The organism is Parasedimentitalea nitratireducens, from assembly GCF_057444295.1.
In genome coordinates this window covers 24,175-46,270 of record NZ_JBYAXC010000010.1, presented here as the reverse complement: position 1 = coordinate 46,270, position 22,096 = coordinate 24,175, and the positions used below count along the sequence as shown (strand labels likewise).

The 22,096-nt window shown below is 56.5% G+C and carries 28 protein-coding genes; 21 read left to right on the top strand and 7 right to left on the bottom strand.

Annotated features, from left to right (window positions below; genetic code table 11):
- Window positions 1-51: 51 nt before the first annotated feature.
- Window positions 52-804, top strand: a complete 753-nt coding sequence (locus AC2T28_RS20300) for an aspartate/glutamate racemase family protein (protein WP_486750473.1) — start codon at window positions 52-54, stop codon at window positions 802-804.
- 722 nt (window positions 805-1,526) lie between these two features.
- On the opposite strand, the gene AC2T28_RS20295 is transcribed toward AC2T28_RS20300, so the two are convergent.
- Both AC2T28_RS20295 and AC2T28_RS20290 read right to left on the bottom strand, forming a co-directional pair.
- Complete coding sequence (locus AC2T28_RS20295; RefSeq protein WP_486750472.1) at window positions 1,527-2,054, bottom strand: prolyl-tRNA synthetase associated domain-containing protein; 528 nt, start codon at window positions 2,052-2,054, stop codon at window positions 1,527-1,529.
- Window positions 2,055-2,164: 110 nt separating this feature from the next.
- Window positions 2,165-4,087, bottom strand: a complete 1,923-nt coding sequence (locus AC2T28_RS20290; RefSeq protein ID WP_486750471.1) for an elongation factor G — start codon at window positions 4,085-4,087, stop codon at window positions 2,165-2,167.
- Between the two features lie 1,095 nt (window positions 4,088-5,182).
- Here AC2T28_RS20290 and AC2T28_RS20285 point away from each other — a divergent pair.
- From AC2T28_RS20285 to AC2T28_RS20225, 13 genes are all read left to right on the top strand, one after another.
- Window positions 5,183-5,683 (top strand): hypothetical protein, encoded by a 501-nt coding sequence (locus AC2T28_RS20285; RefSeq protein WP_486750470.1) that lies wholly within the window; start codon window positions 5,183-5,185, stop codon window positions 5,681-5,683.
- A gap of 164 nt (window positions 5,684-5,847) precedes the next feature.
- A complete protein-coding gene (gene ffh / locus AC2T28_RS20280; protein WP_486750469.1) occupies window positions 5,848-7,347 on the top strand; it encodes a signal recognition particle protein in 1,500 nt (499 codons plus the stop codon).
- Window positions 7,344-7,682, top strand: coding sequence for an NIPSNAP family protein (locus AC2T28_RS20275; RefSeq protein ID WP_486750468.1), 339 nt, complete (start codon window positions 7,344-7,346; stop codon window positions 7,680-7,682). The genes ffh and AC2T28_RS20275 overlap by 4 nt, the downstream gene beginning before the upstream one ends.
- Entirely contained in the window at window positions 7,682-8,224 is a 543-nt protein-coding gene (locus tag AC2T28_RS20270; protein WP_486750467.1) for a GNAT family N-acetyltransferase, read from the top strand. Before AC2T28_RS20275 ends, AC2T28_RS20270 begins: the two co-directional genes overlap by 1 nt.
- Window positions 8,221-8,757 (top strand): GNAT family N-acetyltransferase, encoded by a 537-nt coding sequence (locus AC2T28_RS20265; protein ID WP_486750466.1) that lies wholly within the window; start codon window positions 8,221-8,223, stop codon window positions 8,755-8,757. The genes AC2T28_RS20270 and AC2T28_RS20265 overlap by 4 nt, the downstream gene beginning before the upstream one ends.
- Complete coding sequence (locus AC2T28_RS20260) at window positions 8,757-9,362, top strand: GNAT family N-acetyltransferase (RefSeq protein ID WP_486750465.1); 606 nt, start codon at window positions 8,757-8,759, stop codon at window positions 9,360-9,362. Before AC2T28_RS20265 ends, AC2T28_RS20260 begins: the two co-directional genes overlap by 1 nt.
- Complete coding sequence (locus tag AC2T28_RS20255) at window positions 9,355-9,651, top strand: chorismate mutase (protein WP_486750464.1); 297 nt, start codon at window positions 9,355-9,357, stop codon at window positions 9,649-9,651. The genes AC2T28_RS20260 and AC2T28_RS20255 overlap by 8 nt, the downstream gene beginning before the upstream one ends.
- Before the next feature lie 91 nt (window positions 9,652-9,742).
- Window positions 9,743-10,099, top strand: coding sequence for a 30S ribosomal protein S16 (gene rpsP / locus AC2T28_RS20250; protein WP_157024005.1), 357 nt, complete (start codon window positions 9,743-9,745; stop codon window positions 10,097-10,099).
- A 10-nt stretch (window positions 10,100-10,109) separates the two neighbouring features.
- Window positions 10,110-10,745, top strand: a complete 636-nt coding sequence (bluB, locus tag AC2T28_RS20245) for a 5,6-dimethylbenzimidazole synthase (RefSeq protein WP_486750552.1) — start codon at window positions 10,110-10,112, stop codon at window positions 10,743-10,745.
- Window positions 10,742-10,897 (top strand): hypothetical protein, encoded by a 156-nt coding sequence (locus tag AC2T28_RS20240; RefSeq protein ID WP_486750463.1) that lies wholly within the window; start codon window positions 10,742-10,744, stop codon window positions 10,895-10,897. Before bluB ends, AC2T28_RS20240 begins: the two co-directional genes overlap by 4 nt.
- A complete protein-coding gene (gene rimM, locus AC2T28_RS20235) occupies window positions 10,890-11,393 on the top strand; it encodes a ribosome maturation factor RimM (protein WP_486750462.1) in 504 nt (167 codons plus the stop codon). Before AC2T28_RS20240 ends, rimM begins: the two co-directional genes overlap by 8 nt.
- 40 nt (window positions 11,394-11,433) lie before the next feature.
- Window positions 11,434-12,243 carry a tRNA (guanosine(37)-N1)-methyltransferase TrmD gene (gene trmD / locus AC2T28_RS20230; protein WP_486750461.1) on the top strand — a complete coding sequence of 270 codons (810 nt, stop codon included), beginning with the start codon at window positions 11,434-11,436 and terminating at the stop codon, window positions 12,241-12,243.
- 111 nt (window positions 12,244-12,354) lie between these two features.
- The gene (locus AC2T28_RS20225) at window positions 12,355-12,690 is read left to right on the top strand and encodes a YegP family protein (protein ID WP_486750460.1); all 336 of its coding nucleotides are present in this window, start codon (window positions 12,355-12,357) and stop codon (window positions 12,688-12,690) included.
- Here the strand turns inward: AC2T28_RS20225 and AC2T28_RS20220 are convergent.
- The 3 genes from AC2T28_RS20220 to AC2T28_RS20210 form a co-directional block, all read right to left on the bottom strand.
- The gene (locus tag AC2T28_RS20220) at window positions 12,678-13,217 is read right to left on the bottom strand and encodes a P-loop nucleotide/nucleoside kinase family protein (RefSeq protein WP_486750459.1); all 540 of its coding nucleotides are present in this window, start codon (window positions 13,215-13,217) and stop codon (window positions 12,678-12,680) included. The two genes, AC2T28_RS20225 and AC2T28_RS20220, sit on opposite strands and share 13 nt — an antisense overlap.
- Window positions 13,218-13,233: 16 nt before the next feature.
- Window positions 13,234-13,704: a hypothetical protein gene (locus AC2T28_RS20215; RefSeq protein WP_486750458.1), complete on the bottom strand. Its 471-nt coding sequence runs from the start codon at window positions 13,702-13,704 to the stop codon at window positions 13,234-13,236.
- Window positions 13,705-13,773: 69 nt separating this feature from the next.
- Entirely contained in the window at window positions 13,774-14,202 is a 429-nt protein-coding gene (locus tag AC2T28_RS20210) for a nuclear transport factor 2 family protein (protein ID WP_486750457.1), read from the bottom strand.
- Between the two features lie 279 nt (window positions 14,203-14,481).
- Between AC2T28_RS20210 and AC2T28_RS20205 the strand changes: the two genes are divergently transcribed.
- The 4 genes from AC2T28_RS20205 (at window position 14,482) to AC2T28_RS20190 (ending at window position 17,216) form a co-directional block, all read left to right on the top strand.
- Window positions 14,482-15,291, top strand: coding sequence for a class I SAM-dependent methyltransferase (locus AC2T28_RS20205; RefSeq protein ID WP_486750456.1), 810 nt, complete (start codon window positions 14,482-14,484; stop codon window positions 15,289-15,291).
- A gap of 317 nt (window positions 15,292-15,608) precedes the next feature.
- Window positions 15,609-15,983, top strand: a complete 375-nt coding sequence (rplS, locus tag AC2T28_RS20200; protein ID WP_486750455.1) for a 50S ribosomal protein L19 — start codon at window positions 15,609-15,611, stop codon at window positions 15,981-15,983.
- A gap of 11 nt (window positions 15,984-15,994) precedes the next feature.
- On the top strand, window positions 15,995-16,216 hold the full coding sequence (gene rpmE, locus AC2T28_RS20195) for a 50S ribosomal protein L31 (protein ID WP_138163801.1): 222 nt from the start codon (window positions 15,995-15,997) through the stop codon (window positions 16,214-16,216).
- A gap of 190 nt (window positions 16,217-16,406) precedes the next feature.
- Complete coding sequence (locus AC2T28_RS20190; RefSeq protein WP_486750454.1) at window positions 16,407-17,216, top strand: division plane positioning ATPase MipZ; 810 nt, start codon at window positions 16,407-16,409, stop codon at window positions 17,214-17,216.
- Window positions 17,217-17,246: 30 nt separating this feature from the next.
- Here the strand turns inward: AC2T28_RS20190 and AC2T28_RS20185 are convergent, their stop codons facing one another.
- Together AC2T28_RS20185 and AC2T28_RS20180 are read right to left on the bottom strand one after the other, a co-directional pair.
- A complete protein-coding gene (locus tag AC2T28_RS20185) occupies window positions 17,247-18,467 on the bottom strand; it encodes an adenylate/guanylate cyclase domain-containing protein (protein WP_486750453.1) in 1,221 nt (406 codons plus the stop codon).
- A 48-nt stretch (window positions 18,468-18,515) separates the two neighbouring features.
- Entirely contained in the window at window positions 18,516-18,956 is a 441-nt protein-coding gene (locus tag AC2T28_RS20180; protein ID WP_486750452.1) for a MarR family winged helix-turn-helix transcriptional regulator, read from the bottom strand.
- A 73-nt stretch (window positions 18,957-19,029) separates the two neighbouring features.
- On the opposite strand from AC2T28_RS20180, the gene hmgA reads away from it, so the two are divergent.
- The 3 genes from hmgA to AC2T28_RS20165 all read left to right on the top strand — a co-directional run bounded on the left by hmgA (window position 19,030) and on the right by AC2T28_RS20165 (window position 22,096).
- On the top strand, window positions 19,030-20,391 hold the full coding sequence (gene hmgA, locus AC2T28_RS20175; RefSeq protein ID WP_486750451.1) for a homogentisate 1,2-dioxygenase: 1,362 nt from the start codon (window positions 19,030-19,032) through the stop codon (window positions 20,389-20,391).
- An 88-nt stretch (window positions 20,392-20,479) separates the two neighbouring features.
- The gene (fahA, locus tag AC2T28_RS20170) at window positions 20,480-21,736 is read left to right on the top strand and encodes a fumarylacetoacetase (protein WP_486750450.1); all 1,257 of its coding nucleotides are present in this window, start codon (window positions 20,480-20,482) and stop codon (window positions 21,734-21,736) included.
- A 3-nt stretch (window positions 21,737-21,739) separates the two neighbouring features.
- Window positions 21,740-22,096, top strand: coding sequence for a VOC family protein (locus AC2T28_RS20165; protein WP_486750449.1), 357 nt, complete (start codon window positions 21,740-21,742; stop codon window positions 22,094-22,096).

Below are 22,096 nucleotides of genomic sequence, written 5' to 3'. Positions count from 1 at the left end.
CCCCACCTTAGGACAGGCTGCACCTATTGCAGCAACAGGTGGATAATTTCGATGAAGAAGATTGGCATTCTTGGCGGCGTTGGCTGGGCCTCAACCGTGGATTACTACCGCGCCATTGCCCAAGGCTCTGGTGCCTTCTTCGCCGCCCGTGGCGCCACCTCGCCGCTGCCCGTGCCCCCCATCACAATCGAATCCGTCACCCAAGCCCACACCCGCAGCCTGCGCGGCGCGCCGGGAAATGAAGCCAGCTGGGAGGCGTTCGACGCCGTCTTTCGCATCGCGATGCTGACGCTTGAAAAGGCAGGGTGTGACTTTGCCCTAATGGCCAGCAATACGCCTCATGCCCGGTTGCACTCCATCCGTCGTGGGGTAAACATTCCGATCATCAGCATTCTGGACGAAACCGCCAAAGCCACCGCCACCACAGGTGCAACCTCGGCCTTGGTTTTGGGCACCGCCGTCACCATGCAGGCCAGCAACTATGCCGAGGCCCTAACCGCTCATGGGATCACTGCAAACAGCCGCCTCCCCGATGGCGAGATCGCAGAAATGCAGGCCATGATCGACGAGGATTTCTATTCCGGCGGATCCGATGCAGCCCGCGAACGCCTGCTGCGTTTTTGCAAACGCCACGCCAAACCCGACACCGCCATCCTACTGGCCTGCACCGAGCTGCCACTGGCCTTTCCCGATCACATCGATGACGTCAGCTTCCACGCCGAAGGGTTTCTGTTCATCAACCCCTCAGCCGCCCATGTCGCCGCCGCCCTAGATCTGGCGCTGAGTGACGAAAAGGTTCTGTGACATCTGGCAGGCCTCCTTGCAGAACAGAGGACATGAGACTGCCAGGGCTGGCGCGAATGCGCCTGCCAAGGGGGCAGGCAGGCGCATGTCCGGACAACCTGCTGCTACCAGATGCATTTTCCGCCATACAGTTCGGGTGTTGCGCACCCACCGTACGGTCAGGTTACGAGATATTCTGAATTCACTGAGATAGTGCCTGTCGATCGCGATCACCGACCGGTTTAGCAAGCCCGGCAAAGGAACAGGGCCCCCTTGTGGAAGGGGTGCTTTTGGGAATGCATTTACGCTCGAGGGATATTAAAGGGCAAGTTACTCATCGTTGCCACGTCGTCTAATAACTTTTTTCAAAATTTGAACCAGTGGATACAAAAACAATGGAACCACAATAAGTAGAAAAGTTACCGCTCCCAGCCTTTCTGAAACACTATTTTCGGCATTTAGCGCCACGTGCAGCGCCCTTGAAATGAATGCACATATAATTAGCGAGCCAATTATATATTGAAGAATGGATTTCAACTTTTCTTGTCCCAACACTAGTAAGAACCTAAAACGTTTAGTGAGCAGTAAACAACCGAAACGGCGCCTTGGCGTTGAAAAGTCACCGACCAAATCCGCTTTTGGCGGCGTCGCCACATGTAACAACATCGGTCAAGAACAGGACCACACAACTCAACGGCAATTAACCCGGCAAGGCAAACACCCTGTCGGGCCAAAAGGTTGACTTAAACCCAGCTCACCTCGCACCCAACGCGATCAAAAAACGCCATCAAATCGGTGCGCTTCATTGCGATTGTGCGGGTGTTCACCAGCGGGTGCATATAGATGACATCGGCATCCTTGCCCGTCGCATCCATGAAAAACCGCACGTTGTTCGACACACCATTGATCATCGCCAGTGGCGTCACCGCACCGGGCAGCACCCCAAGGTTCTGCATCAACCGATCTGCCGAGCCAAAGGACAACCCGCCCACGCCCAGCTCACCGCCCAGCGCTTTCAGATCAATGGCGCGGTCCTGCTCCAGCGTCACCAGATAGTTCCGCTTCTTCTTGTCACGCAGGTACAGGTTCTTGACCCGCAGCGCGTTTTCCCCCGGCACCGCGATATCCGCCTCAACCTGTTTGGCATCCTCGACCGTGCGCAGCGCCACGTGTTCGTGCAGCACATAATCCAGCCCCCAATCATCCAGCTGTGCTAACAGCGCATCTGAAGAAAGTGGCATCTGATCCAGATCCTGAGGAGAAGCGTTCATAACAACCGTCCGAGTGTGAGATTTCAGTCGGCGCAGATCACGTGGAATGTATGGGAAATGCAATACGGAAAACGCCCGGCCATGTTCAGCCGGGCGTTTCCCAAGTTCAATCAAGCATCGGCAAAATCCGCCCGCCGCGCCTCTTGGTAGTGATCGAAATCAGTGCTGAACCACCCGGTGCCACGGGTGACGCTGGCCAGAGAATTGCACAGCTCATCCTGAACCGCCATCGGCAGCAAGGTTTCAAACACATCCCAGCCAGCCGCATCCGGGTTGTTTTCAAACCCCAGGATCTGCCCTTTCATACCGCTGACCACCGGCACCAACCCACCTGTGAACACGGTCGGCACATGGATATGCACCCGCATGATCGGCTGCAACAGCACCGGCCCAGCTTCCTTCAGTGCCTCGCGCACGGCGTTCTTGCCAGCTGTCCGAAAGGCAAAGTCTGAGCTGTCCACCGCGTGGTGCTTGCCATCCTTCAAGATCACACAAAGATCATCCACCGGATGCCCGTTCAACCCTTGCATCAATGCATCTCGCGCCCCCGCCTCGACCGAGGGGATATAGTTCTTGGGGACAGCGCCGCCTTTGATGGTCTCTTCAAACCGAAACCCACTGCCACGCGGTTCAGGGCGCAGCTCGATCTTGATATCGGCAAACTGCCCGGCTCCACCGGATTGCTTGCGATGTCGATGATGGATTTCCACCGACCGTGTGATGGTTTCACGCAATTCCGGCGGCACTCTGGACTCTTCGACCTTGATGCCAAATCCCTGCCTCAGCGTTTCCAGTACCCGACGCATATGCAAGGGCCCCTGCACATTCAGCACCGCATGACCGGTCTGTGCGTGTTGCTCGACCACCAGCGCCGGGTCAATTTCACCCAGCCGTTCCAGTGCCACCGACAGTCGCGCATCATCGCGGTCCCGTACCGGAGTCACCACCCGGCGAAAGGTTGACGGATGCGGCTGCGCCCAACTCGGCAACTCGGCACTGCCGTCGCGCAAATAGGCATAGCCCATGTTCAAGTGATCAGACTTTACCGCCTGCCCCATATCCCCCGAGGACAACCCATCGCCATTTGATCCCTTGGCCAGCCCGGTCAACGATCCCAGCGTCGCACCCGCTACAGGTACACCGTTGCCCATGTCGCCATCCATCGCGCGCACGGTTATCGTCTTGCCCAGGTGTTTGACCAAATCCGCCAAACAACCAACCGCAACAACCTCGCCACCCTTTTGCGAATTCTGCGATAATCTTTCTAGCGTCACGCTGACATCAGGCGCCTCATGGCGCAGTGATTTCATCAGCCGCATTACACCATTACAATGGCTGGCCGCCCCCAGCAGCACCGGCAGTAGATCATTGTGCTGCAACACTTTGGTGGCAACATCATAAACTTCTGCCGTCAGAATCTTATGATCCTCGATCAGCTCTTCCATCAGGTGATCATCAAAATCAGCCAGTGTCTCCAGCATCTCGCCGCGCGCCTCTTGCTCGCGATGCATCATGTCGCGGGGCAGTTTGATCAGCGCCGAGGGTCTACCCTCGTTATATTTCCAGGCCCGTTCCGAGATCAGATCAACCGCGCCGACAACCTCGCCATGTTCGCGCATTGGTACCTGCCGCAACACCAGATTATGCCGACAATAGGTTTGCAAGGATTCGACAATCCGGGCCACCCGGTGGGGGGCCACATCCATGCGATTAATAAAAAGAAAGGCGGGGATGCCCGCCTCTTCGATCAGCCTGATATACGGCGCGCTCAGCACCGCCGCCTCGGCATCAGCCGGGACCACCAATACCGCAGCGTCACTGGCCGCCAGTGCCGGACCGGCCTGAGACAGGTTCTCCGGACCACCGGCAATATCAATCGCTGTCCAGTCTTCTTTCATAAATTGGAACGGCTGCAACGCCGCCACATGCGCCACGTCCTGACGCTTGCCCGCCGTGCCCTCCAGCGCGGCCAAAGCTGCCGCAAGTGTCGATTTACCCGACTGCGACGGCCCCAAAATCGTAAATACCCTCATACTCTCATCCTTCCTCGGCGTCCAAATGGCTGCACGAAAAGGAAGCGCGGATGTATATGGCCGCGTTGACTGTCTGAATATGAGCTCTGCCTCGCCCCGTCTGGTCGCTTGGTGACCCCCCGGTTCGGGAGTCGGGCCATGGCGGTATGGTTCCAAGTGTTTGCCAAGGGCAGGCTGGGGTCAAGAGGCAATTGCCACTAAGCCACTAAGCCACTAAGCCACTAAGCCACTAAGCCACTAAGCCACTAAGCCACTAAGCCACTAAGCCACTAAGCCACTAAGCCACTAAGCCACTAAGCCACTAAGCCACTAAGCCACATGATAACCTGCCCTTGTGCTTGCGGTCCATTCTTATTGCGGGTCACATTATGTCCGTGATCGTACAAGATTGATTTTAGGCGATGAACTAACAAACAGTCGTAGATGGTTCAAAACTACTGCGGAGACATTTTCCGGCTAAGAATACCCAGGCTTGAAAGGCTTCTTTTTAGTTGCATCATAGTGGCGTAAACAAAGTCGAATTCGGTATCGCTGACTAATCCGCAGTCGTATTTTTTAAAGGCGCTGAAGTAATGTACACCGTGATTTATCTCCTACTGACGATTTCTATTGTTGGCCTATTCGTGACAATTTTTCACTTTGTCAGGTTCATGGCCTCTTTCGTGGGCCTGATCCTTATGGCGAACAACACAGGTCGAGACCGCCCTTGGGAATCTGTGTTAACTGGTGGTTTCGGCCCCATGTGGCGTGTCCTGCGTCACAATGAGGGCGCACATCCACTAAGGATGCTTGTAAAATACATGGCTCTCTTCTGCGCGTCGTTTGCTGTAACGATGGGTGCGGCGATGCTAATGCTACACCTGAACACAGAACACTGCGTCTTCAATATGACCGAGACTTCCTCCGACGGGATTACAACAGTAAATTGCAAACCCTCCTCAACGACAACTGGTAATAAAGTTACTGAGGAAAAACGGTAACGGAAGCTTCCTCAACGCTGAAATGTCGTCCAATCAGGACACAAGTCAAACTCCAGCTGCTCTCTGCAAACCCACAGTATCACTCCCCCCAAAAACCCACTACCCTACCCCCATCATGAAAGTCATCCGCAACACACCTCAGCAACTGATCCTCGCCAACAAGCCTTGGCTGATTGGGATTGCTTTGCTCCTGTTTATTCTGGTCTTTGTCGGCGCCGGACTGATGGTTGCAACCGAAGAGCCTATGTTTGGCATTCCTTTTGGATTGTTTGGAGGCGGCATCGGGGCGGTCTGTTTTGTCGTCTTTGTGCGCCGGGTGCAGGTGATATTTGACTGCACCAGCAACCTCATCACCATCCGCACACAATCACTCTATGCCTATAGCGAAGACACCCACCCCCTGTCACAGCTGAACAAGGCAGTGTTGGAAACCACGGTTTCGTCCATGAACAATGGCAATGCCAGCACCATGTACCGCCCCTCGCTGGATATCGGCGGCACGCTGCATCCCATAGTCATCAGCTATACCAACACCCGCGGCCCGGCCCGTCTGGTCAACGCTGTAAACAAGTGGATCGAGACCGCCCCGCTTGACTCTGCGCGCGATCAGGCGTAACGCCTCCCTCAACATCCGGAAGAACCAGAATCTTCCGGTCCCTGCTCGTACCAGGGATCGCCCCCCACCAGCGTGTTACGCCCGTGGGGGCAATTGTGTATGGACCACTTGCTCCCTATCTATAGGGGCGCCACGACAGAAACCGGCAAAGGAGCCCAAGAGGCATGTTTGAAAATCTATCCGAACGCCTATCAGGTGTCTTTGACCGGCTGACAAAACAGGGCGCGCTTTCTGAGGAAGACGTCAAAACCGCCCTGCGCGAAGTCCGCGTTGCGCTGCTTGAGGCCGATGTCTCGCTGCCGGTTGCGCGGGATTTTGTCAAAAAGGTTCAGACCGAAGCCACCGGTCAGGCGGTTACCAAATCGGTGACCCCCGGTCAGCAGGTTGTCAAAATCGTTCACGACGCGCTGATTGCCACCCTGCAGGGTGAAGGCGATCCCGGTCAGCTCAAGGTCGACAACCCACCTGCCCCAATCCTGATGGTTGGTCTGCAGGGTTCGGGTAAGACCACCACCACCGGTAAGCTGGCCAAACGCCTGAAAGACAAAGAAGGCAAAAAGGTCCTGATGGCCTCGCTTGACGTCTATCGTCCGGCGGCGATGGATCAGTTGGCGGTGCTGGGCACCCAGATCGGTGTCGACACCCTGCCAATCGTCAAAGGCCAGAACCCGGTTGATATCGCCAAGCGGGCCAAGCAGCAGGCGATGCTGGGTGGCTATGACGTCTATATGCTCGACACTGCCGGTCGTCTGCACATTGATGAGACCCTGATGCAAGAGGTCGAGGACGTCCGCAATGTGGTCGAGCCTCGGGAAACTCTGCTGGTGGTCGATGGCCTGACAGGTCAGGTCGCCGTCGAGGTTGCACAGGAATTCGACGACAAGATTGGTGTGTCGGGCGTAGTCCTGACCCGGATGGACGGTGATGGACGCGGCGGTGCGGCCCTGTCCATGCGTGCCGTCACTGGCAAGCCCATTCGCTTTGTCGGCCTTGGCGAAAAGATGGACGCGCTCGAAACGTTTGAGCCTGACCGTATTGCTGGCCGTATCCTTGGCATGGGCGACATCGTAGCGCTGGTTGAAAAGGCGCAGGAAACCATCGAGGCCGAACAGGCCGAGCGCATGATGAAGCGCATGATGAAGGGTCAGTTCAACATGAACGACCTGCGCACTCAGCTGGAACAGATGCAGCAAATGGGTGGCATGGAAGGCATGATGTCGATGATGCCCGGCATGGGCAAAATGGCCAAGCAGGTCGAAGAAGCCGGGTTTGACGATAAGATCCTGAAACGCCAGATCGCGCTGATCCAGTCGATGACCAAGAAAGAACGCGCCAACCCCAAGATCTTGCAGGCCAACCGCAAAAAGCGGATTGCGCGCGGTGCGGGCATGGAAGTCTCCGACCTGAACAAGCTTCTGAAAATGCACCGCCAGATGGGCGACATGATGAAGAAGATGGGCAAAATGGGCAAAGGCGGCATGCTCAAGCAAGCCATGAAGGGCATGATGGGCAAAGGTGGCGGCATGCCCGGCGCTGGCGACATGGGCGGTATGGATCAAGCGGCTTTGGAAGCAGCAGCCAAACAGATGGGCGGTAAGCTACCCGGTCTGGGCGGCGGCATGGGCCTGCCCCCTGGTCTAAGCGGGTTTGGCAAAAAGAAATGATCACCTGCACCCTGCGATATGAAATTGACCCCAATCAGGTCGACGTCTTTGAGGCGTACAGCCGGGTATGGATCGGGCTGGTCAACCGCATGGGCGGCACCCACCATGGCTATTGGCTGCCCCACGAGGGCGCCAATGATATCGCCTATGCCCATTTCTCGTTTCCATCACTGGCCGCTTACGAAGCCTATCGCATCGCATCGGTAGATGACGCTGACTGTCAAAAGGCCTTTGCCTTTGCGAAAACCACCGATTGCATTCGCCGCTATGACCGCAGCTTCACCCGCCCGGTGCTGGACGCCCTACCTATTGAAGCGCTCGAGGATCTGGCCTGATGCTGATCCCCACAATCTCGACCCCACGCCTGACGCTACGTGCGCCCGAAGCCGGTGATTTCCCCGACTTCGCCGCCTTCTACGCGTCTGAGCGGTCGAAATTTGTGGGTGGTCCCGCAACCGAAGAACAAAGCTGGCGCATGCTGGCAACCGAGCTAGGCCATTGGCCTCTGCGTGGTTATGGCCGTTGGGCGGTTGAAGAAACTGCAACTGGCAAGCTGGCCGGTATCATCGGGTTGTGGTTCCCCTTTGGCTGGCCCGAGCCCGAGCTGGGTTGGGATCTTATGAACGGGTTCGAGGGCAAAGGCTACGCAACCGAAGCCGCCTTGGCAGCCCGTGAATACGCCTATGGGACCCTGGGCTGGACCACCACCATCAGTCTGGTTGCCCCGGCCAACGATGGCTCGCGCGGTGTGGCCAAACGCATGGGTGCGACCTTTGATGGTATGTTCGACCACGAGCGCCACGGCACCCTGGAAATCTGGCGCCACCCGTCATCCGAAACTCTGGAAACAGACGGCAGCCCGGAGGCCTATGCATGACCTCTGTAACGCTGAATATTCCTGTTGTGGAAACCGAACGCCTGATCCTGCGCGGCCACCGCATGGAAGATCTTGACGCGATGGTCGATTTCTTTGCCACGGATCGCAGCAAGTTTGTTGGCGGTCCGATGGACCGTAGCGATTGCTGGCGTGGCACTTTGCGCGGCTTGGGCCACTGGGCCATGCGCGGTTACGGCATCTGGCATGTCGAAGAAAAAGCAACCGGCAAAGTCGTCGGCTGGGCCGGTATTCTGCACCACATCGAATGGCCCGAACCCGAACTGGCCTATACCCTGTTCAACGGGTTCGAAGGCAAAGGTTTTGCATTCGAGGCCGCCAGCGCAGCACGCGACTACGTGGCGCGCGAGTTTGGTCTTGACCGCGTGATCAGTCTGATCGCTCACGAAAACACCCGCTCTCAGGCCTTGGCCAAGCGGATGGGTGCTGTTTGCGAAAAAGACACCGTGGTGATGGACTATCCCTGCCAGATCTGGCGTCACCCAAGTGTTTTGACAGATGGGGGAGCAGCCTGATGCCTGCAGCAAACATCCCCACGATTGAGACCAACCGCCTGATCCTGCGCGGCCCCGAAGCCTCGGACTACCCGAATTTCAAGGCCACTTTCAGCTCCTACCGTGCGCGTTTCATGGGTGGCCCGCTGAACCAGTATGAGTCCTGGATGCTCTATGCGGCTGAAATCGGTCACTGGCAGATCCACGGTTTTGGCATGTGGATGATCCACGACAAGGTAACAGATGAGACCTATGGCATGGCCGGCGGCTGGATGCCTGCTGGCTGGCCCGAGCGTGAGATCGCCTGGATCATCTGGCCCGATGCCGCTGGCCGTGGTTACGCGCTCGAAGCAACACATGCTGCGCGCAACTACTTCTACACCCAGCAGGGTTGGGACGGCGCAGTCAGCTATATCGACCCCAAAAACCTGGATTCCATCCGCCTGGCCGAACGTCTGGGCGCGACCAAAGACAAAGATGCCAAGACCATCGACGGCAATGACGCGGTCTATCGCCACCCTTCGCCCTATGTGCTGAAGGATAGCCAAGTCAAACACGGTATCGAGATGGAAATCAGCCACTACGCCGACCCGCTGTTCAAACCAAAAGGATGGGCCCTTGACTGACAACGTGACACGCGCTGCGGAGATCCTCAAAGGACACCGCGAAAGCATCGACCGTCTGGATGCGATCCTCGTCTATACTTTAGGCGAGCGGTTCAAGCACACCCAGGCGGTGGGCCGTCTCAAGGCGGAACACGATCTGCCGCCGTCGGATCCAACCCGCGAGTCCAGCCAAATTGCCCGTCTCGAAGATCTGGCCGATCGCGCCGACCTGGACCCCGAATTCGCCAAGAATTTCCTGAACTTCATCATCACCGAGGTGATCCATCACCACAAGAAGCATCAGGAATAACCAACAGGGCACGCATCTGCAAACCCCACCAGAACAACCAAGAATGCCGGTGGAGATACCACCGACAAAGCCACTTAAAGGAGAAACTCTCATGGCTATGAAAATTCGTCTCGCCCGCGGCGGTTCCAAAAAACGTCCTTTCTATCGCATCGTTGCGGCTGACAGCCGTATGCCACGCGATGGTCGCTTCATCGAAAAGCTGGGCACATATAACCCGCTGCTGCCGAAAGACAGCGAAGAGCGTGTAAAAATGGACATCGAGCGCGTTCAGTACTGGATCTCCAAAGGCGCCCAGCCAACTGACCGTATCGCACGTATGCTGGAAGCAGCTGGCGTTCGCGAAAAGGCAGAGCGCAACAACCCTAAAAAGGGTACTCCAGGCAAAAAAGCCGTTGAGCGCGCTGAAGAAAAAGCTGCCAAGTCTGCTGAAGCAGCCGACGCGGAATAATCAGGTGAGGCTGCGGGACTCTGAGTTTTCCGAGGATTTTCGCAGCCAGCTTGATCTGCTGATGCGGCTCCGGCGCGATGTGCGCCGGTTCCGCAAAGATCCGATGGACGAGACGGTGCTGACGCGCTGTCTCGACGCCATCCGCCTGGCCCCCTCTGTGGGCCTCAGCGAACCCTGGCGCATCTTGCGCGTTGAGAGCGAGACGGCCCGCGCCGCCGCTTTGAAAAATTTCCAAGCCGCGAATTCAGATGCTCTGGCGGGTTACTCAGGTGACCGGGCCAAGACCTATTCGCAGCTTAAACTGACTGGCATGCAGGACGCGCCGGTGCAGCTGGCGATTTACTGTGATGACTCGACCTCCAAAGGCCACGGTCTGGGCGCAGGCACCATGCCGGAAATGCGCCGCTATTCCGTCGTCACCGCCATCACCCTGTTCTGGCTAGCCCTACGCGCCGAGGGTCTCGGGCTGGGCTGGGTGTCGATCCTAGATCCCGACCAGCTGAACCGCGATCTGAATGTACCAGATGATTGGCAGCTGATTGGCTACTTCTGTCTGGGCCATCCCGAAGAGGTTTCCGAAACCCCTGAGCTGGAACAGAAAGGCTGGGAAGCCCGACAGGACCGGCTAAAGATTGAAACCCGATGAGCCTGCTGCTACGTCCCATTCGAACAGTGATGATGTTTGCCCTGGCCTTTGCGCTTGGCATTGGCTTTGACCGGATGAAACACACCGAACGGTGTCATCTGGCAGGCGGATCGGTAAAGGCCGGATTGTGCACAGGAGAAAACAATGAGTGATCTGATCTGCATTGGCGCAGTTGCTGGCTCTTTTGGTGTGCGCGGCGAAGTTCGCCTCAAAAGTTTTTGTGCGGTCCCCGAAGATATCGAGAGCTATTCACCGCTGCAATGCGAGGATGGCAGCCAGAGCTTCACAGTCTCGTTGACCCGTGTCACCAACAATGGGTTTGTTGCCATTTTGGGCGGTATCGACACTAAGGAACAGGCCGACGCCATCAAGGGCCTGCGCCTATTTACAACGCGCGACGCCCTGCCCAACCTGCCAGATGATGAATACTACTACTCCGATCTGACCGGGCTGGATGTGTTTGATACCGGCGGCACCTTACTGGGCCAGGTGAAGTCGGTGGTGAACCATGGCGCCGGAGATCTGCTGGAAATCCACGGACCAGGATTGAAGGACACCGTATTGCTGCCGTTTACACAGGACGCGGTGCCAACTGTAGACATGGACCAAGGCCGTATCATCGCTGATCCACCTGACGGATTATTCTAGGCCCCTTTCTCCCCCTATCGACTAAAATGGAAGCCATCTTGTGACCGAGGACAAAAAAGCAAAATCTCACGGTCGTAAGGCCATCCGCCCAACATTCAAGCCGCGCGAACTGATGACACCAACACCGGATCTGGTTGGCGTGTGGAAAGCCAAGATCCTGACCCTGTTCCCAACCGCCTTTCCCGGTGTGCTGGGTGAGAGCCTGACCGGCAAGGCCCTACAAGAGGGGTTGTGGCAGTTGGAGACCATCGACCTGCGTCAGTTTGGGCTGACCAAGCACCGCAATGTTGATGACACTCCGGCCGGTGGCGGTGCGGGCATGGTGCTGCGCCCTGATGTGCTGGGCAATGCGATCGAACACGCGATGGAAGGCGTCACGGGCAATCACCCGCTGATCTATTTGACCCCACGCGGCAAGCCGATGGATCAGGCGATGATGCAGAACCTTGCCCGGGCTGATGGCGTTACCCTGCTCTGTGGCCGGTTCGAAGGTGTCGATGAGCGGGTACTGGAGCACTACAACATCCAAGAGGTCTCGCTCGGGGACTTTGTGATGACCGGCGGAGAGCTGGCGGCGCAGGCGATGATTGATGCCACGGTGCGACTGATCCCCGGCGTACTGGGCAACCAGGCCTCAGCCGAGGAAGAGAGCTTTTCTTCGGGCCTGCTAGAGCATCCGCAATATACCCGCCCGGCCGAGTGGAACGGTCGCAAGATCCCCGATGTGCTGATGTCTGGCCATCACGGCAATGTCGCCAAGTGGCGGCACGAACTGAGCGAAGAAATCACCAAGCAACGTCGCCCCGACCTGTGGGAAGCATACTGCCGCAAGAAAGACGAAGACCGCTAATCTGGCGACCCTTACAGCCCTCCCACCGCAATGGTTGAACCAAATCGTTGCTGTCTTGGCCTAGCCGTGTTTTAGTCGCCTCATATTTATTGAGAAATAGGAGACAGCAGCGTGGCTGGGAAATTCGAACTCTACACCGACAAAGCAGGTGAATTCCGGTTCCGTTTGAAAGCGGGCAACGGCGAGAATATTCTGGCCAGCGAGGGCTACAAACAGAAATCCAGCGCCGAAAACGGCATCGCATCGGTTCAGAAAAACGCCGGTGATGATGCACGTTATGAGCGCAAGGAAACTGCATCGGGCAAGCATATGTTCAACCTGAAAGCCACCAATGGCCAGGTGATCGGCACATCGCAGAGCTATACCAGTGCTTCGGGCCGCGACAACGGAATCGAGTCGGTGATGCGCAATGCACCAGAAGCTAAGATTGACGATCAGACCGACTGATACCTCAGGATCTCTGCCACAAGTGGCGGCAGATCAACCTGAGCCTTGGTCCTTACTGTTATCAAGGTTCCCAGGCCCAACGGATATCCACTGGCCAGCGCGGCCATGCCTGCTGCCAGATCCGCTGGGTCCCGTTCCTGATCTAGATGTCCTGGATGCCGGGTTCGGTTCAAAAATCGAGTGGTCGCCACATCTGGCGGACACTCACAATAAACCTCGATTGTCCGGGGGAAGGCCTGTGACAGCCAGTCCGTCGGCGTCCCGGTGTTTTGTGGACCACCTAATGGCCGCCAGTGGGACACCAAAACCACCGCATCCAGATCCAACGCGCTTTGTTGAAAATGCCGGTCACTGATCTGGCTCAGCTCACGCCGTTCAGCCTGCGACTTGGGGAACTTCGCCTCATACAGCTCTTCCAGAAAATCGTCCTTGTCCAATAAAGGGAGATTCAAGTTTTGGGCGAGGTGTCTGGCCACGGTGGTTTTACCGCTGGCGGGGAGGCCGGTGACGATAATCGCTTGTTTCATGGACAGTCCTCCCTCCTCAGATCAACGCATTATGCGCCCATTGCAGCAGGGCTTGCCGTTGTCGCGGACGGCAAAAGGGATCGCCGGGATCACAGTTGGCCCTGACCTGCCCCGCATGACGGCGAAAGGCTTTCCAACGTTTGATCTGGATCGCATCAATCTCTGGCAGGCGACGTCCAAGGTAATAACGGCAGTACCACTGAAACCATTCGCGTGGGTCGGGCCCATAGATCCACCCCTTGTCCTTCCAAACCGACAGCGGCTGACGGCTTTTGATACCAAAGTAATTGAGGCTGGGGTCAGGTGTGTCTGACAGCTTAGCCTCCGCAAACCACTCGGCGGGGAATTCATCGGTGCAGTCATTGCAATACTTTCCCTCGAACACGCCCATGTGCAGCATCTGTTGCGGCGTGTAATAGGGGGTAAACTCCGCAGCAAACTCAGCCCCTGTGGGGGCCTCGAGGTCATACTGGTAGTTGGATTGCATTGTGTCCGAGACAATGATGGTTTTCGCGTGCTTCAACGTGGAGGCCTTAAATACTTTGTCGCTATGTTTTCAGTTGTCACCCGTCGGATACGCAGCGCCCTCATCCTGAGATCCCGCCGCAGCCGAGGCATGGCGGTGGACCCATTTCCAATCGGTGCCGATTTTGACCAAAGAAACGGTCCACCTGACCGGAACCGTCAGGCTCTCACCGTCGATGTCCAGATGAATGTCCAGTGTCACCGCTGCAGTGGCCGCCGTATCGTGAACGGCGATGTCCTTCCATTTCCACGCAAACTGCTTGGCAGTCGCATCACGGAAATTGCGTTCAAACACAGCTGCCACTTGCGCCCGCCCCGAACACAGCTCATCCGCGCCGGTACCGATCAGCGAGATACCCTCGCCATCGACAAAGATCGCCATCAAACGATCCAGATCCTTGGCGCAATAGGCTGCGGCGTATTCGTCCAGTGTTGCGAATATCTTGTCTGTCTCGGTCATTCCGGTTTCGCTTTCTGCGTTTAACGATCTGAATGGGTTAATTGCTACATCAGCTTCGCCCCACTTGCACATTTTATTAGCTTTCAAAAAGACGAGATTGGCAAAGACAATTGTTCGAACAAAGCCGCCATCCACCTTTTGGCCGGACTACCTAACACCCGGGCACCCCGTCTTGCTTGGCGGTAATAGAAATCAGGTCGCGTCTGTGATACGACTAGTGAGTGATGTGTAGGCTGAAATGATCAGTTGCGTGGGCATTATCAATTTGGGGATAGTACAGTGGGATCGAACTCATCAGATTTTTCGGCTTCCAGTGGCGATGGCTATGAGTTGCAAATGGGGCGTTTTAGCCGCTTGCTAGCACCAAAGTTTTTGGATCTCATAAAGCTTGAGGATAGCAGCAACATTCTCGACGCCGGATGCGGTACAGGCGCACTGACGTCAGAGATATTGGGCCGCACCGAAACCGCAGACATTACCGGTGTCGACATCTCTAATGCTTATGTTGAATATGCTTCACAACAAATTTCAGACCCACGCGTTTCGTTCGAAGTTGCTGACCTGAATGCTCTTCCAATGCCGGATGAAACATTCGATCATGTTGTATCCCAACTTGTCTTAAATTTTGTTCCAAACACAAGCGTCGCGATCTCTGAGATCTCGCGCACTTTGAAGATGGGTGGCCGTTTTTCGGTAGCCATTTGGGATGTAAGAGGAGGCCTCGTGTTCAATCGCTTCTTTCTGGACACAGCTTCAATGCTGGACCCTGAGGCTAGCGAACTCCGAAAAAAGAACTTCACTCGACCGCTTACGCGACCGGGACATCTGGAAAATGCTTTGAAGTCAGCGGGCTTTGCCCAGGTTCAGATCAGTGAGATCCACATCCGAACTGAATTCGCCTCCTTCGAAGACTATTGGAAACCGTTCGACGGGAAGGACGGCCCAATTCCATCCTACCTTTCGAAGAGACCCGCCGAACTGAAAAAACAGATAAAAGATGCCGTGCGAGATGCCTATCTAGATGGCGAAGCTGACGGACATCGTTCTTATGTTGCAACAGCATGGGTAGCAACGGGGCGACGACAATAGCGAACTTCATAGTCTGATCTGGACCCGGACCGAACTTTGCGAGATCGACTTCCCCCAACAATTGCCCCTTGCCACATAGTCCCAGCAGGCCTAAAAGGCGCTGTCTGGATTCGCATTTGTGGCTCCGGGCCGTTTGGTTTGGAGCCTACATACTGTCTGATCTTCTTCGATCACTGGCAGTGGGCGGAAAATCAGCACACAGGAATGGACGGATCGAACTCTGGCGGGCGCTTCTGCGGACCCGGTGAAGACCAAGAGCTCTCGGACTGCATAAATCGTCGTGGGATAACCCACGATCTAAAAATTAGGAGTTTGCGATGAACCTGATCGCACAGTTGGAGGCGGAACAAATTGCCGCCCTGGGGCACGACATCCCCGATTTCAAAGCCGGCGACACCATCCGCGTTGGCTTTAAAGTGACCGAAGGGTCGCGCACCCGTGTTCAGAACTACGAAGGCGTCTGCATTGCGCGCAACAACGGCCGCGGCATCGCCGGCTCGTTCACCGTGCGTAAGATTTCCTTTGGTGAAGGCGTAGAGCGCGTATTCCCTCTGCACTCGACCAACATCGACGCAATCACAGTAGTCCGTCGTGGCCGCGTTCGTCGCGCCAAGCTGTACTATCTGCGCAGCCGTCGCGGTAAGTCTGCTCGTATCGCCGAAGATACGAACTACAAAGCCAAAAAAGCGTAAGGAGTGGTATCATGAAAAAAGACATCCATCCCGAGTACCACACCATCAACGTCAAAATGACCGATGGCACCATTCTGGAAATGCGCTCGACCTGGGGCAAAGAAGGCGACCAAATGGCGCTGGACATCGACCCTTCGGTTCACCCTGCCTGGACCGGTGGTAACACCCGTCTGATGGACGCCGGTGGCCGTGTATCCAAATTCAAAAAGAAATACGAAGGTCTGGGCTTCTAGGCTTAGCACCATTTCGGTTTTCGAAAACGCCGCTCCATCGGGGGCGGCGTTTTTTGTTTGAGCGGATAACCGTCAAAATGCGTAAAAACAGGCCCTAATAAAGGGATTTGAGCGCTTTTCATCAAATCCAAGCGCTTCTATAGTCTCGCCAACCAACGCGCTGGATCGCGCGGTAACGAAGGGACTATTGATGGCGCATATCATTGTCGTCGGGAACGAAAAGGGTGGCGCAGGCAAGTCCACCGTATCGATGCATCTGGCAACAGCACTGGCCCGCCATGGCCACAAGATTGCTGCGCTGGATCTGGATTTGCGGCAGCGTTCGATGGGCCGCTATCTGGAAAACCGTCAGGAATTCATGGACAAAGCCGAGCTGGAGCTGGCGACTGTTCAATGCCATGATCTGCCCGAGATTGATCCTGCAACCCTGCAACCAGGTGAGAATATCTATGACCATCGTCTGTCCGCGGCGGTGGCTGCGCTAGAGCCAGACAATGATTTCATCCTGATCGACTGCCCCGGATCGCACACCCGCCTTAGCCAGGTGGCGCATTCGCTGGCGGATACCCTGATCACGCCTCTGAATGACAGCTTTGTTGATTTCGACCTGCTGGCGCATATCGACCAAAAGGGCGAAAAGATCCTTGGGCCATCGGTTTATTCCGAGATGGTTTGGAACGCCCGTCAGCTGCGCGCACAGGCCGGGTTGAAACCCATCGACTGGGTGGTGATCCGCAACCGTGTGGGTACTCAGCGAATGGTCAACAAGGAAAAGATGGAGCGCGCCATTGCGATGCTGTCCAAGCGCATCGGGTTCCGGGTTGCCCCCGGTTTTTCCGAGCGGGTGATCTTCCGCGAGCTGTTCCCGCGCGGCCTAACGTTGCTGGATCTGAAAGACATCGGCGTCAAACAGATGAACATCTCGAACATTGCCGCCCGGCAAGAGCTGCGCGATATGATGAAGGCTGTCAATCTGCCGGGTGTCGAGATCGACATCTAAGCATTCCAGCCCGCCCCCAACCGGTGCGGGTTATTTTTTGCCTTCGTAAATGGTGTACAACTCGACCGGGGCAGACACACCGCGCAGCATATAGCGGCCCAATGATACCAGATCATGTGGCGATGATTGCGCGGCGCGCTGGACCACCTCGGACACAATAATGCTCTGCCCGACCTCTCGGTGAAGACCGGAAATCCGCGAGGTCAGGTTTACAGTTGGGCCGATCACGGTGAAATCCAGCCGGTTTTCAGCCCCGATGTTCCCATACAGAATTTCCCCAGCATGAAGCGCCAGGGTAAAGTCAGCAATTGGCAGGCCTGCAGCAGCCCGCTCGCTATTGCGAACGGCAATCTTGGCACGCAATTCGCTGGCCGCATCCAGCGCTGCAATCGCGTCTGCCTCGATACTGCCAAGGTCAAACATGGTCAGGATGCCATCCCCCATGAACTTGAGGATATTGCCGCCGTGGCACTGGATCGTTGCAACGGCCAAGGCGAAATAATCGTTCAACATATCGATCAGATCAGAGCCGGGCAGCTGCTCGGCAAGGCGGGTGAACCCTTTGAGGTCAAAGTAGCAGATCACAGCGTCAATCTGCTGAGATGATCCGCGCTGAATTTCGCCCGACAGCACCCGGCGACCGGCATCGCGCCCCAGATAAACCTGCAACAGGTCACTCGCCATTTGCCGATGCGACGAGGATTTCAAAGCCAGGCCCAGATGCGGTAACAGCCGACGGAACAAGTTCAGGTTATCGTCCGAAAACCCACCCTCTTGGTCTGAGGTCCAGGACACCATCATCCCCTCGGAAGGTTCATTCGGATTGATCGGCACATCCATTGGCTCACCAAACATTTGCCGTGTGGCAAAATAATCTGTCGCGCCGGTTGCGGCCAGCTCTTTCAGCACCGGGAAATCAGTGACATCATCAGTGCCAAAGGAAGAGCGGAACTCTTCATTGTCCATTTGCAGCATCCGGTAGAATGGGCTGCGCAACCAGGCCTCAATCGGAGTTTCTTGGCGCTGAAAATGTTGGTGTGTCAGGCCCTCGGCGCTGGTCCAGCTGAAGCCGATGCCGCCGAACTTGGGGTGGTAAGCACGCTGTGCCAGATGAAAGCGCAACAAGGGAACACCCGCCTGAACCAGACGCTCGCAGTACCCGCGCAGAATATCCTCACGGCTGAGCCCCTGTAATCCTTGCTCGGTGATCCAAGCGATTAGCGGTGCTGCGATTTTGTCAATTTCAGTCATTCAGGCCTCGATAGGTTTGCCCCATGTGGGCATGCCTTTGGGAATTTTCTATTCTTGGATACCGGATAATTTCCGCAACATGCGTCGCAGGGTTTCCACCTCGTCTGCACTGAACTGAGCCGTCAGCTTGTCGTCATAGTTCTTGGCAACCGAGCGGAGGTCTCGATAGGCCGCTTCGCCAGCGGATGTCAAACTCAGATGTTCTGCCCGACGGTCATTTTCATCACGATCCCGTGCAACAAACCGACGCTCAGCCAGTTTGGCCACTGCCCGGCTGATCTTGGTCTTGTGGATCTTAGCGCGCAGGCCAATCTCCTTGGCGGTCATACTGCCATAATTCCCAAGGTGAAACAGCACCCGCCACTCGGTGCGCAGCATCCCATAGCGGTCTTTATACTGGGCCTGAAACTCCAGCGAACTGTCCTCGGCGGCGCGGTTCAGCAGGAAGGGCAGGAAATCTTGCAGGGCGAAGTCATCTTTTTGTGTCATGAGGGCCTTCTATCCCTTGTTAGTTACAAAAACAACTATTACCGAAACAGGCAGACATGGAAGGAAACGCGCGATGACACACCCTGTTGATCCCATCGAGATGATCCAGGCGCCCTCGCTTGAGGGTCCGCACACCGGCTATATGCCCGGTTTTGGCAATGACTATGAGACCGAGGCCCTGCCCGGTGCTTTGCCACAGGGCATGAACTCGCCGCAGAAATGTGAATATGGGCTGTACGGCGAGCAGCTGTCTGGCACGGCATTCACTGCGCCCAGCCATCAGAACGAACGCACCTGGTGCTACCGCATTCGCCCATCGGTCAAGCATAGCCATCGCTATGAAAAGATTGATCTGCCGCAGTGGAAATCTGCGCCGAATGTGGATCCAGATGTGATCAGCCTGGGCCAGTACCGCTGGGACCCGCTGCCCCACAGCGACACCGGCCTGACCTGGCTGACCGGCATGCACACAATGACCACCGCCGGTGATGTGAACACCCAGGTCGGCATGGCCACCCATATCTATCTGGTCACCGAAAGCATGGTCGATAGCTATTTCTTCTCAGCCGACAGCGAGATGCTGGTGGTGCCACAAGAGGGTCGCCTGCGGTTCAGTACCGAATTGGGCATTATCGACGTTGAACCGCAAGAGATCGCCATCATCCCGCGTGGTTTGCTGTACCGCGTAGAGGTGCTGGAAGGTCCTTGCCGTGGCTTTGTCTGCGAAAACTACGGCCAGAAATTTGAATTGCCGGGTCGTGGTCCGATTGGCGCCAACTGCATGGCCAACCCACGGGACTTCAAAGCGCCGGTTGCTGCGTTTGAAGACCGTGAAGTTGAATCCACTGTCACCATCAAGTGGTGCGGCCAGTTCCACGAAACCAAGATCGGCCAGTCACCGCTGGACGTGGTGGCTTGGCACGGCAACTATGCGCCGGTGAAATACGACCTGCGCACCTATTGCCCAGTTGGGGCAATCCTGTTTGATCACCCAGATCCGTCGATCTTTACCGTGTTAACTGCGCCCTCGGGCCAGCCCGGCACCGCCAATATCGACTTTGTCCTGTTCCGCGAGCGTTGGATGGTGGCCGAAAACACCTTCCGTCCGCCATGGTACCACAAGAACATCATGTCTGAGCTGATGGGCAACATCTATGGCCAGTATGACGCCAAGCCCAAAGGCTTCATCCCCGGCGGCATGAGCCTGCACAACATGATGATCCCACATGGTCCGGACAAAAACGCCTTTGAAGGCGCGTCGAATTCGAACCTTGGGCCTGAAAAGCTGGACAATACTATGTCGTTCATGTTCGAGACCCGCTTCCCGCAGCACCTTACAGCATTTGCAGCCAAGGACGCGCCGTTGCAGGATGACTATATCGACTGCTGGTCGGATATTGAGAAGAAGTTCGACGGCACCCCCGGCAAGAAATAGAACCAGAGGTGCGTGTAAACACGCACCCTACACCAACAGTACACGTAGGGTGTGTGCTTGCACGCACCGCCCAACAAAGGACCCGCGCATGACATTGATGAAAAGCTGGGTGGCCTCGGCCAACGATGCAAACCACCCCTTCCCGCTGAACAACCTGCCCTATGGCGTTTTTTCCACTGAAGACGGTGATCCCCGCTGTGGTGTTGCCATTGGAGATATGATCCTGGACATGCAGGCCGCCGAAGAAAGTGGACTGATTGCCCTGACCGACGAGCCGCTGTTCGAGGTTCCTTATTGGAATGACCTGATGGATGAAGGCCCCGCCGTCTGGGCCGCACTGCGTGAACGACTGGCCGCGCTGTTGGCCAAGGGGTCTGCGGATCAGGACAAGGTAGAGCCACTGCTGGTACCCATGGCGGATGCCGAAATGCATATGCCAATGGCCGTCAGTGAATACACCGATTTCTATGCCGGTCGTCACCATGCCACCAATGTGGGCACCATGTTCCGCGGCGCCGAAAACGCGCTTCCGCCGAACTGGCTGCATATCCCAATCGGTTACAACGGCCGGGCCTCGTCTGTTGTGGTATCGGGCACCGAAGTGCGCCGTCCTTGGGGTCAGTTGAAGGGACCAAATGACGCTGCTCCACGCTGGGCTCCCTGCGCACGGTTCGATATTGAGCTGGAGATGGGCGCCATTGTGGGCACCTCGTCCGATGGGCCGATCACCGTGCAAGAGGCGGATGACAACATCTTTGGCTATGTGCTGCTGAACGATTGGTCGGCGCGTGACATTCAGGCCTGGGAATACCAGCCGCTGGGCCCGTTTCAGGCCAAGGCCACCGCGACATCCATCAGCCCGTGGATTGTCACCAAGGCTGCGCTGGAACCGTTTCGCTGTGACACGCCAGAGCGCGAGGTTGAGCTGCTGGACCACATCAAGGACTGTGGTCCGATGCTGTACAACATCGACCTTGAGGTCATGATGGCGCCTGAGGGCAAAGACGCCACCACGATTGCCCGCACCAACTATAACCAAATGTATTACTCGGCTGCGCAACAGCTGGCGCATCACTCCACATCTGGCTGCCCGATGAATTCGGGCGATCTGTTGGGCTCGGGCACCATTTCCGGCCCAACCAAGCCCGAACGTGGATCACTGCTGGAACTGAGCTGGGGTGGCAAAGAGCCGCTGACGCTGGACACTGGCGAAGAACGCTCGTTCATCGCAGATGGCGACACGCTGACATTGAAAGGCGCGGCCAAGGGCAAGGGTTACACCATCGGCTTTGGCGACTGCACCGGCACCGTGATTGCCGCGCTTGACGATCCATATGCGCGTTAAGTGATGCTGACGCTCGACCATATCCAGATTGCGATCCCCAAAGGGGGCGAGGACCTGTGCCGCGCCTTCTGGGGCGATCTAATCGGTCTGCGCGAAATCCCTAAGCCTGACGCGCTACAAGCGCGCGGTGGGTTGTGGTTTGCGCTGGCTGGCAGTGAATTGCATCTGGGTGTGGAAGAGCCGTTTGCTCCGGCGAAGAAAGCCCATCCGGGGTTACGCGCAACAGATATTTCCGCGCTGGCGGCGCGGTTTGAAACAGCAGGCCATGACATGGTCTGGGACACCACAATTGAGGGGCGCAAACGGTTCTTTGCAAATGATCCGTTTGGAAACCGCCTCGAATTCCTGCAAGAGGATTAA